Consider the following 16,070-nt stretch of genomic DNA (forward strand, 5'->3'; position numbering starts at 1 on the left):
AATTTATTGAAAGGTGGTGAATAATGAAAAATTTAGAAAATTTTTTTAAAGATGAAAAAATAAATTTTAATATAAAAAGGTTGTTTAAGAATAATAATCAAAAAATTGCTGTTATTTGTTATGCAGAAAATGAAGAAAATGAAATTTTAATGCTTGAAAGAATAAATGAACCATTTGCAGGACATCTTGTTCCACCTGGTGGAAAAGTTGAAGAAAATGAAAATATTGTAAAAGCCATTAAAAGGGAATTTTTAGAAGAAACTGGTTTTTCTTTAAATAATTTAAGATTAAAAGTATTCACTTCAGAAGAAGGACCGGATCACTATAATTGGATATTGTTTATATTTTTAGGTGAAGTAAAAAAAGGAGAATTGAAATATTGTAATGAAGGCATTTTAAAATGGGTTTCAAAAGATAAACTTTTTGAGGAAAATCTAACTAATATAGACAAAAAAATAATCCCATATTTATATGAAAAAGAAGGAATATTTTATTTGGAAATAAATTATGATGAACATAAAAAAGCTGAAATAATTAATATAGAAAAAATAGAGACCAATTAGGTCTCTATTATATTTCTCTAACTTCTTTAATTCCAAATCTTACTGATGCTATTATTAATGCAGACAATAAAATTAAAGCACCTATAATTTGTTGAGTGGTCATTTTTTCTCCTAAAAAAATATATGCAGATATCATTGCAAATATCGGCTCTCCAACAAAAATAAAAGCAGTTGTATTTGTTGAGACAACCTTTTGATATTTCAATTGAATTAAAGTAGCTATTGTTGAAGCAAATACCGCTGTAAATATTGCTGTTCCTACCATGGGAAGTGTAATATTAATAGGTTTAGTAAAAGCTAATATCCCATTTAAAACTGCAACTATCATGAATTGATAACCTAAAAGCGATGTTTCTTCAACTATTTTTGAATATTTTGTTATATAAACCATAGACAATGCAAAAGCTACAGCACATATAAATGTAAGAATGTCACCTAAATTAATTCCATGAATTCCTCCAGATAAATAATATGAACCTATAGCAGCCAAAGGTAAAGCTATTAAATGATTAATATGAGGTTTTTCTTTTTCAACTAAATACGAAAATAATGGTGTTAATATTATATATAGTGATGTAATAAATCCACTTTTTGATGCTGTTGTTAAGGTTAGACCAATAGTTTGCGTAATAAAACCTAATGCAATAAATAACCCTATAATAACTCCATATTTAAAATTTTGTTTTTTCCAAATAGCAAATGACAATAATGAAGCTATTGCAAATCTAATTGTTAAAAATATATATACATCATCACTACCTACTGTTACTTTTACCAGGGGAAATGTACTTCCCCATACAAATGTAACTAATATTAATAGAAAATACGCTTTTAACATTACATCCCCCCATTCTTTATATTTAAATTAATTCTATCATTTTTTACTTTTTTTGTCAAAAATGATATAATAGGTTAATGGAGGTGGAAATATGTCATCAAAAGTGTTTTTTACAAACTTAAGGACAAGACCAGGTATGAATTTATTAGATAAATTAGAACGTCTAATTAAAAAAGCTGGTATAGAAAATATAGACTTTAAGGATAAATTTGTGGCTATTAAAATCCACTTTGGAGAACCTGGAAATCTTGCATACATCAGGCCAAACTATGCATCAAGATTAGTAAAAATAATAAAAAATCTTGGAGGAAAACCTTTTTTAACAGATTCCAACACATTATATTCTGGTAGAAGATCTAATGCTCTAGATCATTTAGAAAGCGCATATGAAAATGGATTTAATCCATTATCTATTGGTTGTCATGTAATAATCGCAGATGGTTTAAAAGGGACCGAATACACAGAAGTTCCCATAAATTTAGAATATTGTAAAACTGCTAAAATAGGAACAGCTGTAATGGATAGTGATATAGTTATCGCAATGACACATTTTAAAGGTCATGAGCAGGCTGGATTTGGCGGAACCTTAAAAAATCTTGGAATGGGGTGCGCTTCACGAGGAGGAAAACTAGAATTACATTCTACTTCACAACCAAAGATTGTAGAAAAAAATTGTGTTGGTTGTGGAATTTGCGTAAAAAATTGTGCTCATGACGCTATTCATTTAAATGAAAAAAAGATTGCTTTTATTGACTATGATAAATGTGTTGGTTGTGGACAATGTGTAGCGGTTTGTCAATATAATGCTGCTCAAGTAATTTGGAATGAATCATCTGAAATTATGAATAAAAAAATTGCAGAATATACCTACGCAATTGTAAAAGATAAACCTGCTTTTTACATCAATTTTATCATGAATGTATCTCCTGATTGTGATTGTTGGTCAAATAATGATTATCCTTTAGTTCCAGACATTGGAATAGCTGCTTCTTTTGATCCTGTTGCTCTTGATATGGCAAGCGTCGATTTAGTTAAAAATGCTCCTGGACTGCCTGGAAGTAAAATTTATAAAGATCATAATCATGATTTTGTTGGAGAAGATAAATTTAAGTTTGTTCATCCTAATGCTGATTGGGAAGCTGGGTTAAATCACGCCGAGAAAATTGGTTTAGGAACAAAAAAATATGAACTAATTGAAATATAATAATGCAGTCAAATGACTGCATTATTTTAATTTATGTTCCCCATATAATAAAGGTTCTTCTGTTTTTAACATTTCTTGATTGATAATTTTTCCTATATAAATAACATGATCACCAGCTTCTGCTTTACTTACAATTTCGCATTCAAAAAAAGCTACAATATCTTTTAATTTAGGAATGCCATTAGAAGATAATTCATAATCAACATGCTCAAATTTATTCATATTTTTACCGCTTTTACTTCCAAAAAATTTAGCTAACTCTTTTTGTTTTTTTGATAAAATACATACGCCAAATTTATCTGTATTTTCAAGAAGATTATATGAATATCTTTGTTTTCCAATAGATATTGCAATCATAGGTGGATTAATAGATACTCTCGTTATCCAGGCAACAGTTATTCCATTTAATTTACCTTTTGAATTCATTGTAACTATTGAGGCTACATTATATATCTTACCTAAGGCATCCATAATATCCCTCCATCAAAAAAGCGCCTTTCGGCGCTATGTATAATTATTCTCCCATCATATTTTTTAACGTTGTTTTTATTTCATCTATAACTTTTTGAGATTCAGTTTTAATTTCATCATCATTTGTAGTTGCTACAATTTTTTCAAAGGCTTGAAGGATTTTTTCTAATTCTGGTTGTATCACATCTTTTGGCTGAGAGGTTATATATTGTTTGATATATTGATAATATGTATAATTATATTCAAATGCAATTTGTGGATCATCAGGATTTAATTGATATAATCTTATTAAAGTATCCATATCTTTATTTTTCATATACATTTCCTTTAATATATTAAATTCTTTATTTTTTAATTGGTCAAAATAATTTTGAATTTCATCAATATTTATTTCTTTATTTATTAAATCTGGATACATTACTTTTGCATAATATAGACCTTGTAGATCTTTTGATAACTCTGTTTTTTCCTTTTTTACATTTTCATCTGAAATATTTTTTATTTCAGAATCTAGCTCATCAATTTCGTTACTTAAATCTTCTTCACTCATATTAATATATTTACTATTTCTGTATTTTGAAATTATTTTTTCTAATTCAATCATTTCTGGTAAGGTTTGATCTAATTCTTTAACCAAATTTAAATAACTTAATTTCCATAATTCTGGAGCTGCTTCATTTGTATTAATCGCATCATATAATTTTTTCTCAATATCCATTTTTTCATCCAAAGTTTTTGCCTTTTCTATTCTATCCTCATAAATTAAAGGTTCGTATTTTAGTGCATAACTAAAATCTTTTGAGTATTCCATATACCAATTATATAGTTTATCATTTTTTACTGCTTCTTTTAATGAAGACATTAATTCAGAATCAGTTTTTATATCATCTATAGAATTATATGTCTTTTTACCTTCTACTTTAATGATATGATATCCATATTGTGTTTTAATTGGACCTACTATATCTCCAATATTTGCATTATATGCTGCATCAAAATATTCTGGTGCAATTTGATTTTTTGCAGCCCAATTTATACTTCCTCCATTTTCAGCTGATTGTGTATCAAGAGAATATTGCTTAGCTGCGTTTTCAAAAGTAACTTCGCCTGATTTTATTTTATTTAATATACTATTAGCAGTTGATTCATCTGTAACTAAGATATGTTTAGTTAATACTTTCTCATTTCTTAATTTTATATCTTCAAAATTATTTTTAATGTATTCATTCAATTCTTCATCTGTTACCGCACCAATAGTAGTATCTATATATTTATAGTATTCATTTGATAATAATGCCTCTCTTAAAAAATCCTTAAGTTTATCTTCTGAACCAAAATAATTTATTATTTGTTCCTTAGTTTGAGGATTATTTAAATATTGAGAAGTTAGATCTTCCACCTGTTTGTTTACTTTATCCATATCTACTATATACCCATTTGTTTTTGCATAATATTCAAAAATTTTATAATTTATAAGATTTTTTATTGTAGTAAGCATATAATAAGGTTCTTTCATTTTGTCATATTGCTGCCCACTTTGTTGTAAAGAATTAACTTTATTCATATACTCAATTTCAAAAGTTTTATCATCCAAAGAATAATCATTCAATACCTTTCCATCTTTTGTTAAATATCCAATAACTTCTGAAAAAGATAAGACACTAAATACAACTAATAGTAAAACTAAAACAACTTTTCTCATCCTACACCTCCAAATTTATATATCTATTTTTGATTTAAACTTATTATCACCCATTTTTGAAATAGGTACCACATTTAGTAATCCTTCATTAAAACACATTGTTAAGTCTTTATCTAATCCCATCTTTTTTAACTTTTGGGAATGTAAAGAATATTGCATTATTCTCACATGCGGAATATTTTTCATGTTCAAAGCTATATATGATTCATCATTTAAATATGTAATATCTTGTTTAGATAATATTGAAAGCAGTCTTCCAGCTGTAAATACATCTTCCAATGAAACTCTATTGTCTGTTCCACTACATATAATACCTATATCATCTATCTTCTTAGATATTATATATTCTATAACAGCTTTTAAATTCAGTAAAGAAGCTGCTATTGTTATCCCTTTTGAATTAGCTAATAATAAAGCTTTAGATCCGTTCGTTGTACATAAAATTGCGTTCTTTTCTTTTAGATTTGATGCATTTTTTAATATTTCAGAAGGAGAATTTGAATAATCAAACCCTGATATTTTTATAGCATTTCTTTCTCCAACTAAAATAGAATATTCATTTTTAAGTTTAAATGCTTTATCTGGACTGTCTGTTGCCATTACATACTTTACACCTACTGATAACAGTATTGCTATTGTAGACGTTGCTCTTAATGTATCTATAACAATATAATACTTATGAGATTCTAAATTTGAATTTGGTAAAAAATATGTATACAGTCTCACATTTCTTCCTCCACTGTACTAGGATGTATTAAATTACCTTCATCAAGATGCCATGTTTCATTTAAATTCAATATTCTTACCTTGCTTTCCAAAATTTCTATTGTTGTAACTGATGCATTATCAAGCATAAAATTCCTATGCTGATTCAAAGGTAAATTTAAAACCCAACAAATAAGCGTTCTTACAAGTAATGCATGAGAAACTATTACAATATTTCCATCATTTTTTCTAATAATTTTTTTTAAAGAATTAACTCCACGTTTTTGAGCTTCCCCTAATGATTCAACGCCACTAATAAAAGCCCATGGATCTTTTGACCATAATTCAAATTCCATTGAAAATTTTTTCTTCACTTCATTAATATTATATCCATTCCACAATGACACTTGAACTTCTTTAAAATCTTCAATAATTTCCGGCTTTGATTGAATATTTTCTGCAATAGGTAAAGCTGTATTATAAGCTCTTTTTAATGGTGAAGAATAAACCTTTACAAAATTTATATTTTTAAATCTTCTCCCTAAATTTTCTGCTTGTTTAATCCCTATTTCATTCAAATCTATATCAACATTTCCCTGCCATTTTCTTTTTAAATTCCAATCTGTCATTCCATGGCGAATTAAATATATTTTCAAAAGTTTTCCCCCTTAATCTATTAAATATTTTATCATATTTTCGTAATTTTTGTATACATATCTTTAATCTTTTTTTCATCATAAAATCCTGGTGTATTTTTTATATGAGATGAAGACATTACTTCTTTTGTAAATAATTCTAATTCTTCATTAGAAAAAGTTATACTAAAATTGTAAACACCTAAATCTTTTAAAAATTTAAAGAAATTATCTAAGGTCCCATATACATCTTTTATTATTTTTGTTTTTTCTGGAGAATATTTATCAACTTCTTCTGCTACCAAAGGTAAAAATATTGCTGTTGCTTGACCATGTCTTATTTCTTTATGAATGGTAATTCTATATCCTAAAGAATGTGGAAGTATTGTTCCGGTTTGAGCAATTACCATACCAGCAAGAGTTGAGGCTATTGCCAATTTCTCTCTATATTCAACATTTTCTAAGTCCTCTAATGCTTTTGGTAAGTATTCATAGATAAGTCTAATCGACTCTTTAGCAAGCATATCAGACATAATAGTAGATTTTTTAGAAAGTATTCCTTCAATTGAATGAGATAAAGCATCAACAGCTGTAGTGAGCGTTAAATTCTTATTCATTTTAATCATATATTTAGGATCCAAATAAGAAACATCTGGAAAAATTAATTCGCTCTTAAATCCTGTCTTTCTACCATTTGGTTTTGTTAAAACGGCAAATGGAGTTACTTCACTACCTGTACCAGATGTTGTAGGAATAGCTACTATAGGCAAAGCAACGTCGTAATTATTCATATCAAATAAGTCATCTGGAGTTAATTCAGGATTTGCTGTTAAAACGGCAATTGCCTTTCCAGCATCCATTGGACTTCCGCCACCTATTGCAATAACAAAATCACATTCATTTTTAATTGCTATTTCCTTTCCAGTCATTACCATTTCATATGTTGGATTTTCACCAATACCATCATAATGAATGTATGGAATATCAAATTCTTTCAATACTTTAATCACATCATCTAACGCTCCTGTGATTTTTGCGGAATTTTTCCCTGTAACAATTATTGCTTTTTCTCCTAATATCAACTCTTCCTTATTTAAAAAAATACAGTCTTTTCCATAAAATAATTTTGTTGGCATATAATATAACATCCAAACACCCCCATAACTTATATATTAATTATATAGGATGTATTCTCTAAAAAGTCTAAAATGAAATGAAGACTCGAAGATTGGCCTTAAAATTATGAATGTAAGCCGTCAAAATTACATGGATGTAATTTTGAGCGAAACAATATACGATGTATTGTTTGAGCGACGGCTGAGAATGAATAATTTTAAGGATTAGCAATCAAGCTGTCTGAATGAATTTAACTTTTTAGACAGTCTTCTATATATTAATTATATTATACACTATTTTCTTAAAAATACCTTAAAATTAAAAATGAGCTCAAATGAGCTCTATTTTAAAATAATATTTAATATATCCTTATAATTCAATTTTTCGCCTTTATATTGAAAATATTCTTCATTATGAAATTTAATTCTAGAATTTTCAAGTAATTCTAAATTTTTCTTTTTAAATCCAATAAAATTTGATTTGAATTTCATTGGTACTAATAAATCGGAAAAATTTAAAATAATATCTTCTGCTATTTTAGTTCTTACTAAATCCCCAAAAGAATCATGATACGGTCCTGCTACAACATTGTCTTTTTCTTTTCCATATAAACAAATTCCAAGTCTTATTACTCTCTTTCCAGATGCTTCTATTATCTCTGTCATTTTTGCCACTTTTTCAACTGCTTTATTAAGAGTTTCTGGTTTATACAAACCATTTTCATACATTTTCTCTAATTTTGCATTTTTTAATACAACTGTTGGATGTATTCTTACACTTTTAGCTTTCAAAAAAGTTGTTATTATTGCAGAATTTATATCTTTATTATATGAACTCTCTGGAAGGCCTGTCATTAAATGAATTCCATAATCTATATTATTTTTTTCGAGTAATTCTATTGCATTCCATATATCATCTATATTATGAGGTCTGTTTGATGCATTTAAAACATTTTCATAAAATGATTGAACACCTAATTCAATAAAATTTATATTATAATTTTTTAATATATTTATCTTTTCTTTAGTAATTTCTTCTGGTGATGTTGAAAATCTTATTCCTAAAGATTTTCTATTATTTATCTTTTCTTGAGCCCAATCTAAATAAAATTTCATATCTTTATCATTCATGCCAGTAAATGTAGCTCCATAAAATGCAATAAAAGGTATGATATTTTTTGGGAAATATTTGATATATTTTTCAAAAGTATTATTTAAATTTTCTTTATTTGGTTTTATTTTTATACCTGTAGCTGAATATTCATTGCAAAAAACACAAATTTTTTTACATCCAGCATGTGGAATAAAAATTGGTATTATATATTCCCTTGACACATTTTCACCTCTATTAATTAAACCGGTGGATATAAATCCACCGGTAATTTTTATTACTTTTTACTTTTCTAATCCTATTAATTTTTTTACAAAATTTGGTAATGCAAAACTTGCAACATGAATTTCTTCATTATAATATTTTAATGTATCCTTCTTTTCAAAACTTCTTATTTTTTCAGGATCAAAATCTTTTAATGGATCTAATCCTTTTGATGCAAATGTATAACTCCACATTCCTGATGGATATGTAGTCATAAATCCCATATATACTTTCGCTACAGGAAATGCTTTTTTAATTCTATTATAAGCTATTCCAACCCAAGCTCTATCATAAAATGGATCTTCTGTTTCTGCTGAAAACACACCATTTTCTGTTAATGCATTATTACATGCTTTATAAAATTCTTCAGTAAATAAATGTCCACCTTCACCAGCAGTAGGATCTGTAGAGTCTACTATAATAACATCAAAATAATTTTCAAATTGTCTTACATATTTTGATCCATCTTCATTTACTATTTTCAATTTTGGATTATCAAATTCTACACTTGTTGTTGGTAAGTAATTTCTTGCTGCTTCAATAACCATTGGATCTATTTCACACAATATTACTTCTTCAACTGAAGGATGTTTCAATACTTCTCTTGTAGACCCTCCATCTCCACCGCCAATTACTAGTACCCTTTTAGGATTTGGATGAATAAACATTGGCACGTGTACTAACATTTCATGATACATAAATTCATCTACTTCTGTTGTCATAGTTATTCCATCTAATGAAAAAACTCTACCTAATTCTGGATTTTCAAAAACATCAACTCTTTGATATTCGCTTTGCCCAGAAAACAATACCCTATTCATTTTCATAAATAACCCTACATCTCCACCAGTATACCATTCCATGTATAACATATGTCTTCCCGCTTCAAGATTTTTCTCCATTTCTATCCCTCCTAAACTTCAACCTTATGAGGTGAATTTTCATCTATTCCTATTTCTTCATAAATACCCCTTAAATGTTCTATTGTTTGTGCTCTTTGAGAATTAAATGCTTTTTTCAAAAATTCAAAACTTTTCCATGGATCTACATGATCTCCACATGTATAAATATCCACTGAAGCATAGCCATATTCTGGCCATGTATGAATAGCAAAATGTGATTCAGAAACAATAACAGCTCCACTTACCCCATGGGGCAAAAATCTGTGGAAAGTCGAGGTTACTATTGTGGCTCCTGATTCGATAGAAGCCTTTTTCATTAATTCTTCAATTTTATCAACATCATCTAAAATATCTTTATCACATTCATAGAATTCTGCAATAATATGTCTTCCTAATGATTTTGCCATTTACAACCCTCCCCATGGTTTATATTTTATTATTGTATTTCTATCCATAAAACCTTTGCTTTTTTCTTTTTACTTGAGTTTTTTATATAATGTATTTTATCTGCTTTAAAATAAAAAGCATCACCCGTTTTGGCTTTATACTTCACATCATCCAACCATAATTCTATGTTACCTTCCAAAACATATCCAAACTCAGAACCTTCATGGTAATTTTCTTCTTCAGTTTGTGCTTGAGGGGATAATTCCACTATTATTGGTTCAAGCTTCTTTACTTCAGTATCTGTCATGAGCAATTCTTCTTTTACTCCATCTGGTGTATCATAAATAGGTACTCTTTCAGATTTTTTATATATAATCTTTTTTTCCTCAAAATCTGAGAAAAATTCTTTTAAATTTGTTCCCAAAGCTCTTAAAATCATTTCTAAACTTTCAAGAGTTGGTGAAGTCAAATCTCTTTCTAATTGTGAAATAAATCCTCTAGTCAAATCTGCTCTTACTGCTAATTCTTCCTGAGTTAATCCTCTTGAAAGTCTCATTTTCTTTAATTTTTCACCAATTTTCATAATATCACCTGTATTTTTAAAGTGTCTTTTTTGTATTTTATACTGAACACTTATAACACTTTTTTCAAGCCTATTTTATATAAAGAACTTCTACAAACTCTCTAATTTTATAACATCTTTTATATTTATTTGAACACTATAATAAACAATACGTTTATTATTATAATCTTTTTTTATTTAATTGTCAACATAATTTTTTGTCAAAAAGATATTTATAATATTAAATCTCTTTTACGTTGTTATTGTTTTCATTTATTAATGTTATAATTGATTTAGACGATAATAAACATGACATATATTAGGAGGTAATATCATGGGAAATATAAAGGTTAAAATAATCTATGAATCGGATAATGAAGTTTTTGAAAGAGAATTTTCTAAAGATCAATTCAAAAATTTCAATGAATTAGTCAATTTTTTTCAAACCGAAAAACTAAATTCTGTACTTACAGGAATAAAAATAAATGATAAAGAAATACCAATGAAATTTTACGACGATATAAAGAACGCTTTTTTTGAAGGAGGAGAGTTAATAGAATTGACTTTTGATAATTTATATGGTCTTGTAAAAAAATTACTATTAGAAGGAGAACAGTATATTTCTAAAATCGAAAATTCTCTCAGTTCTATATCAAAAGAGATTATGTTAAATACTCAAGAAGGGCATAAAATGATAAACGCTTTAGCTGAGGGTTTACAGGCTATGAATACTATACTCTCACAAGCTTCCAAAGTGTTAAATAAAACTTTTATTAATCAAGAAGAAATGAATAAACAAAAAGAAATATTGGAAAAAATAATTGAATCTCAAAACATATCTGATAATGTAGAAATCTCCGATATTTTAGATTATGACTTTCCCGAATTATTGAATATATTTAAAAATGCTTTCAAAAGAGCTATTAACGAAATAGAGTGAGGTGATTTAATGTATCAACCAAACAATTTTCAACAAGCAAATAACAAATATGTGGAGAATATGGTTAAAACAGCTAGTCCGGCAAAATTAGTTGAATTATTATATTTAAATGCTATAGAAAGACTTAATAGAGCTGCAAAATTTATTGAAAGTAAAAAAATATCAGATGCTCATAATCAAATTGTTAGAGTAGAAGATATTATAATGGAATTAAATCTATCTTTGGACATGGAAAAAGGGGGAGAAATTTCAAAAAATTTAAGAGCATTATATTCATATATGTATAGAAGACTATTAGAGGCTAATTTGAATAAAGATAAAGAAATTTTAGAAGAAGTCAAAACTTTGCTAAATACTTTATTAGAAGCTTGGCGAGAAGCAATGAAACAGTCGGGAGATGTTATCAAACAGCAAGTTAATGCTCCTGAAAGAAAAGGTTTTGATATTTCTACATAGGAATAATTCGAAAAGGGTTGAGTTCAACCCTTTTTATTTTTATAAAAAATTTTGTGGTATAATTTAATAAAAAGGGGGGATATTATGGAATTTAAAAAAGCATCAGAAGTTCCTATTGTCACTATTGTTGATTTAGTTAACAATACTTTTAAAGATTATACCGTACCTATTAATTGGACAATAACTTCATTTGAACATGATATAAGAGAAAATTCTATTTCATTAGAAGATTCTTATATTGTTTTTGATGGTAATAACCCCATAGGTTTTTCCTTGATTTCAATTAGAGGAACTCGTGGAAGAATAGATGCTTTTGGATTTTTAAAAGAATATAGATTAAAAGGATACGGATCAGAGCTTCTATATTACACAATAGAGAAAATGAAGTGGAAAGGTATTACAAAGGTAACTTTAGAAGTTGTTAGAGATGAAAAAAATGCTATTAAGTTTTACAAAAAACATGGATTTAAAGAAAAAAGAATTTTAGAAAGTTTTATAAAGTATATTGAAAAAAGAGATGAACCGAAATATAATTATGTAATCACAGATTATAAATTTATACATGATAGAGCTGTTGAAGCCTTACATTATATTGGAAGAAAACCAAACTGGCAAAGAGAACCTAAAACCCTAGAATTATCAAAAGACAGATATCAAATGGAAAAAATAACAAGAAAAGGATTTACTATAGGTTATGTTGTATGGGGAACAACAAAAGATGGTGCTTTTATTGTAGACGTTTCTCCTGTAGTTGATCCAACTCTATATGAAGATATATTGCTGGACTTATTAAACAGATTTGCTGATTTAAACTTTAAAAGTGTTTCTTTAGTATCCCTTCCAGAAAATGACCCTCTTTATTCTATTATAAAAAAATTTGAATTTAACTCGTTTCTGCAACAAATAGAAATGGAAAAAAGAATCCATTAATCGCGACTGACATCAGTCGCGATTAATATTTTCCCATTCCCTTTTTAAAATTCCCATTATTATTTCATCATGATATTTACCTTCTCTAAAAATCTGTTCTCTCAAAACTCCTTCTATTTTAAATCCAACTTTTTCATAAGATCTTATTGCACGTTTATTGAAGCTAAAAACATGCAATTTTACCTTATTTATATTCATCTCATTAAAAACAAAATTAACCAATAATTTCATAGCTTCAGTTCCATATCCATTATTTAAAAATGGCTTCCCTATAAAAATACCAACTGTTACAACAGAGTTTTTCCAATCAACATTAGGAATACCACAACCACCAATATACTCTCCCGTTTTTTTCAATTCAATGGCAAAATTATATTCCCCATTCCCTAGAGGATTAATACTTTCATACCATTTTTCTTCATCTTCATATCTAAAAGGAAACATAATACCTGGTGTTAATCCTCTTCTAACTTCAATATCATTAATATATTCAACAACTTTATCTAAATCTTCTTTTTTATATGCCCTTAATCTAACCTTTTTCCCCTCAAACATTTTTTCACCCCCAAAAAATTAAAATTAATTTATAATAGTATAACAATTTCTCCCCTTTTATGTCAATTAATAGAAATAAAATTCAAATTTTAAAATCGTTATTAACTTCTAATTATTTACATTTCAAGACTATAATATTAAAAAAGTATATATGTAATTATGGTATAATATAGAAGAAAAATTTTTGGGAGTGATATTATGATTTTTGATACAATAGCTGCTATTTCATCTCCATTAGGAACTGGTGCAATTTCAGTTATTAGAATTACTGGCAATAAAACTATAAACTTAATTAATGATCTTTTCAATACTAAAAACCCTGAACCCAAAAAAATGTATTATAGTTGGATTAAAGATAATAATGAAATAATAGATGAAGTTACATGGGTATATCACAAAGGTCCAAAAAGTTATACCGGCGAAGATATGCTCGAAATCTTTGGTCATGGCGGCATTTTAGTAACCAAAAGAATATTGAATATTATTTTATCCAAAAATATTCGTGAAGCCTTGCCTGGAGAATTTTCAAAAAGAGCTGTAATGAATAAAAAAATGGATTTAATGAAAGCTGAAGCAATCAATGAATTAATCCACGCAAATTCAGAATATGCATTGAAAGCTGCCGCAAATCAAATGGAGGGCATTCTTTCAAAAAAAATCAAAAATATTAAAGATAAACTATTTGAAATTGCTGCGAGAATAGAAGTTGAAATGGATTATCCAGATGATTTCGAAGTGGACAATTTTGAATTTCTTGAATCTTTAAATAAAATCAAAAATGAACTTACATACTTATATGAAAATGCCGATAACGGAATATCTGCGATCGAAGGAATAAAAATGGCTATTGTCGGAAAGCCTAATGCAGGGAAATCAACATTATTAAATGCATTACTCAGAAAGGATAGAGCAATAGTAACGGATATCCCTGGAACTACAAGAGATACAATTGAAGAAAATCTAAATATAAGAGGAATATATATAAAATCTATAGACACTGCCGGAATAAGAGAAACAGAAGATATTGTTGAAAAAATAGGTGTTCAAAGATCTTTAAAAGCTGTTGAAGAATCTAAATTAATACTATTTATTTTAGATAATTCCACAGGTATTGAAGATTATGACATAGAAATATATGAAAAAATTAAAAAATTAAACAAAGATATTATTATAGTTATAAATAAATCAGATATCAAAAATAATGATAATTTTTATGTCCCATGGAAAAACCATGATATTGTAAGAATTTCAGCCGCTACTGGAAATATCAATAATTTAGAAGATTTAATCTATGATAAATTAAAAAATACCGTTACTACTAATAATTTAACTCTAACTAATGAAAGACAAAAAATAGCTGTTAAAAAAGCTATTGATTCTATTATTAAAGCTATTGAAGGGATTGAACTAGGTTTAACCAATGATGCTATTATGTTTGATGTAAGAAAAGCTATTGAAGGATTAAATGAGCTAACAGGCGAAGATTATACTGAAACATTACTAGATAATATATTCGGAAATTTCTGTGTAGGAAAGTAGGTGTATATATGAATTATACAATTTTATCTATTTTATTTGGATTAATTCCATTTGCTCAATTATATATTAAGGGTTGGCTGTTTTTTGGAATCTCTCTAATTGCTTTTATAATTTATTATCAAATTTTAAAAAATAAAGGAAAACAAGTATTTTCTTTTTTATCTGCAACAATAATCGGGAGTGAAGCTATAGCTTTACTTTTTGGCTTTACTAATTTTTTTATTTTATTTTATTTGATTATTGTCTCAGGAATTTTTTTAGTCGCTGCTAATGAAGAAAAAAAAGTGGATATATTGCGCGAATATATTAAATCGAATAATTTTGACTATAAAAAATGGAGTTTTTATCATTTATTTTTTGGCAGAGGTGAAATTTCTTCTATTGAAGAAGCGGGAAAATTAATACCATCTGTCTTTGCAATAGGAGAAAGAAAAATAGCATATTCTGTTAAAATGCCGAATGGTGATTTTTATAATAATATTATTCCCATAGAAAAAATAAATTCATACAATTTATATGACATTAAAGGAAAACAAGAGTTGTATTATACAAAAATACAGGATTTATTTTTACCTAATAGAAGGTTAAGAACATTGCATAAACCTTATTTAGAAAGTTTTTGTATTTCTATATCTACAATGGATGGAGATCTTATTTCGTTTTATGAAGAACCCGATATTCTTCAAAAAGTTATTAAAAAATTAGATGAAATATAACTTGTAAAAATCTTGAAATATTTTTTTACTTGACTAGTAATGATTTTTGTGGTATTATAATTCTCGGACATCTGATGAAGATGAATGCGTCGGAGCGTAGCGCAGATGGTAGCGCGCCGGTCTTGGGAACCGGAGGTCGCTGGTTCGATCCCAGTCGCTCCGACCAGAAGGTGGCGACCTTTTTAGTGCGGCTGTAGTTCAATTGGTAGAACACTGGCCTTCCAAGCCAGGGGTTGCGAGTTCGAGTCTCGTCGGCCGCTCCAGCGCCCATAGCTCAATAGGATAGAGCATTGGATTTCTAATCCAAGGGTTGGGGGTTCGAGTCCCTCTGGGCGCGCCACCTTTTTTTATTTAGCGATGGTGGCATTAGTTCAGTGGTAGAACGCCTGACTGTGGATCAGGATGTCGTGGGTTCAAATCCCACATGCCACCCCAAACAAAAAAGGAAGCTTTGAGCTTCCTTTTTTTGTTATAT

18 protein-coding genes and 4 tRNA genes are annotated in these 16,070 nt (G+C 27.8%); 11 read left to right on the top strand and 11 right to left on the bottom strand.

Annotated features, from left to right (window positions below; all coding sequences use genetic code 11):
• The first annotated feature begins 23 nt into the window (after window positions 1-23).
• A complete protein-coding gene (locus tag ACYQ44_RS04260) occupies window positions 24-563 on the top strand; it encodes an NUDIX domain-containing protein (RefSeq protein WP_459995468.1) in 540 nt (179 codons plus the stop codon).
• 7 nt (window positions 564-570) lie between these two features.
• On the opposite strand, the gene ACYQ44_RS04265 is transcribed toward ACYQ44_RS04260, so the two are convergent.
• Entirely contained in the window at window positions 571-1,401 is an 831-nt protein-coding gene (locus ACYQ44_RS04265; protein ID WP_459995469.1) for a DMT family transporter, read from the bottom strand.
• A 91-nt stretch (window positions 1,402-1,492) separates the two neighbouring features.
• Between ACYQ44_RS04265 and ACYQ44_RS04270 the strand changes: the two genes are divergently transcribed.
• Window positions 1,493-2,605, top strand: a complete 1,113-nt coding sequence (locus tag ACYQ44_RS04270; RefSeq protein WP_459995471.1) for a DUF362 domain-containing protein — start codon at window positions 1,493-1,495, stop codon at window positions 2,603-2,605.
• 21 nt (window positions 2,606-2,626) lie between these two features.
• Here ACYQ44_RS04270 and ACYQ44_RS04275 read toward each other — a convergent pair whose 3' ends face one another.
• From ACYQ44_RS04275 to ACYQ44_RS04315, 9 genes are all read right to left on the bottom strand, one after another.
• Window positions 2,627-3,076, bottom strand: coding sequence for a flavin reductase family protein (locus ACYQ44_RS04275; protein WP_459995472.1), 450 nt, complete (start codon window positions 3,074-3,076; stop codon window positions 2,627-2,629).
• Window positions 3,077-3,119: 43 nt separating this feature from the next.
• Window positions 3,120-4,778, bottom strand: a complete 1,659-nt coding sequence (locus ACYQ44_RS04280) for a peptidylprolyl isomerase (protein WP_459995473.1) — start codon at window positions 4,776-4,778, stop codon at window positions 3,120-3,122.
• Between the two features lie 15 nt (window positions 4,779-4,793).
• Window positions 4,794-5,504: a 2-phosphosulfolactate phosphatase gene (locus ACYQ44_RS04285; RefSeq protein WP_459995475.1), complete on the bottom strand. Its 711-nt coding sequence runs from the start codon at window positions 5,502-5,504 to the stop codon at window positions 4,794-4,796.
• Entirely contained in the window at window positions 5,501-6,139 is a 639-nt protein-coding gene (locus tag ACYQ44_RS04290) for a histidine phosphatase family protein (RefSeq protein WP_459995477.1), read from the bottom strand. The genes ACYQ44_RS04285 and ACYQ44_RS04290 overlap by 4 nt, the downstream gene beginning before the upstream one ends.
• Before the next feature lie 32 nt (window positions 6,140-6,171).
• Entirely contained in the window at window positions 6,172-7,266 is a 1,095-nt protein-coding gene (locus ACYQ44_RS04295; protein ID WP_459995479.1) for an iron-containing alcohol dehydrogenase family protein, read from the bottom strand.
• 309 nt (window positions 7,267-7,575) lie between these two features.
• Window positions 7,576-8,568: an elongator complex protein 3 gene (locus ACYQ44_RS04300; protein ID WP_459995481.1), complete on the bottom strand. Its 993-nt coding sequence runs from the start codon at window positions 8,566-8,568 to the stop codon at window positions 7,576-7,578.
• 60 nt (window positions 8,569-8,628) lie between these two features.
• Complete coding sequence (gene speE, locus ACYQ44_RS04305) at window positions 8,629-9,510, bottom strand: polyamine aminopropyltransferase (protein ID WP_459995482.1); 882 nt, start codon at window positions 9,508-9,510, stop codon at window positions 8,629-8,631.
• A gap of 11 nt (window positions 9,511-9,521) precedes the next feature.
• Window positions 9,522-9,917 (bottom strand): adenosylmethionine decarboxylase, encoded by a 396-nt coding sequence (gene speD / locus ACYQ44_RS04310; RefSeq protein WP_459995483.1) that lies wholly within the window; start codon window positions 9,915-9,917, stop codon window positions 9,522-9,524.
• A gap of 29 nt (window positions 9,918-9,946) precedes the next feature.
• Window positions 9,947-10,480, bottom strand: a complete 534-nt coding sequence (locus ACYQ44_RS04315) for a helix-turn-helix domain-containing protein (protein ID WP_459995485.1) — start codon at window positions 10,478-10,480, stop codon at window positions 9,947-9,949.
• A 313-nt stretch (window positions 10,481-10,793) separates the two neighbouring features.
• On the opposite strand from ACYQ44_RS04315, the gene ACYQ44_RS04320 reads away from it, so the two are divergent.
• The 3 genes from ACYQ44_RS04320 (at window position 10,794) to ACYQ44_RS04330 (ending at window position 12,785) form a co-directional block, all read left to right on the top strand.
• On the top strand, window positions 10,794-11,399 hold the full coding sequence (locus ACYQ44_RS04320; RefSeq protein WP_459995486.1) for a DUF8042 domain-containing protein: 606 nt from the start codon (window positions 10,794-10,796) through the stop codon (window positions 11,397-11,399).
• A 9-nt stretch (window positions 11,400-11,408) separates the two neighbouring features.
• Window positions 11,409-11,855 carry a flagellar export chaperone FliS gene (gene fliS / locus ACYQ44_RS04325; protein WP_459995488.1) on the top strand — a complete coding sequence of 149 codons (447 nt, stop codon included), beginning with the start codon at window positions 11,409-11,411 and terminating at the stop codon, window positions 11,853-11,855.
• 84 nt (window positions 11,856-11,939) lie between these two features.
• Window positions 11,940-12,785, top strand: a complete 846-nt coding sequence (locus tag ACYQ44_RS04330) for a GNAT family N-acetyltransferase (protein WP_459995490.1) — start codon at window positions 11,940-11,942, stop codon at window positions 12,783-12,785.
• Window positions 12,786-12,797: 12 nt separating this feature from the next.
• On the opposite strand, the gene ACYQ44_RS04335 is transcribed toward ACYQ44_RS04330, so the two are convergent.
• On the bottom strand, window positions 12,798-13,340 hold the full coding sequence (locus ACYQ44_RS04335) for a GNAT family N-acetyltransferase (protein WP_459995492.1): 543 nt from the start codon (window positions 13,338-13,340) through the stop codon (window positions 12,798-12,800).
• Between the two features lie 198 nt (window positions 13,341-13,538).
• On the opposite strand from ACYQ44_RS04335, the gene mnmE reads away from it, so the two are divergent.
• The 6 genes from mnmE to ACYQ44_RS04365 all read left to right on the top strand — a co-directional run bounded on the left by mnmE (window position 13,539) and on the right by ACYQ44_RS04365 (window position 16,030).
• Window positions 13,539-14,879, top strand: coding sequence for a tRNA uridine-5-carboxymethylaminomethyl(34) synthesis GTPase MnmE (mnmE, locus tag ACYQ44_RS04340; protein WP_459995494.1), 1,341 nt, complete (start codon window positions 13,539-13,541; stop codon window positions 14,877-14,879).
• An 8-nt stretch (window positions 14,880-14,887) separates the two neighbouring features.
• Window positions 14,888-15,595, top strand: coding sequence for a hypothetical protein (locus ACYQ44_RS04345; protein ID WP_459995495.1), 708 nt, complete (start codon window positions 14,888-14,890; stop codon window positions 15,593-15,595).
• Window positions 15,596-15,685: 90 nt separating this feature from the next.
• A tRNA-Pro gene (locus tag ACYQ44_RS04350) sits at window positions 15,686-15,761 on the top strand.
• 21 nt (window positions 15,762-15,782) lie between these two features.
• Window positions 15,783-15,858, top strand: a tRNA-Gly gene (locus ACYQ44_RS04355).
• Window positions 15,859-15,935: transfer RNA gene (locus ACYQ44_RS04360), tRNA-Arg, on the top strand. It begins immediately after the preceding tRNA gene.
• 20 nt (window positions 15,936-15,955) lie between these two features.
• Window positions 15,956-16,030: transfer RNA gene (locus ACYQ44_RS04365), tRNA-His, on the top strand.
• The last annotated feature ends 40 nt before the right edge of the window (window positions 16,031-16,070 follow it).

This window comes from Marinitoga arctica (assembly GCF_054657315.1).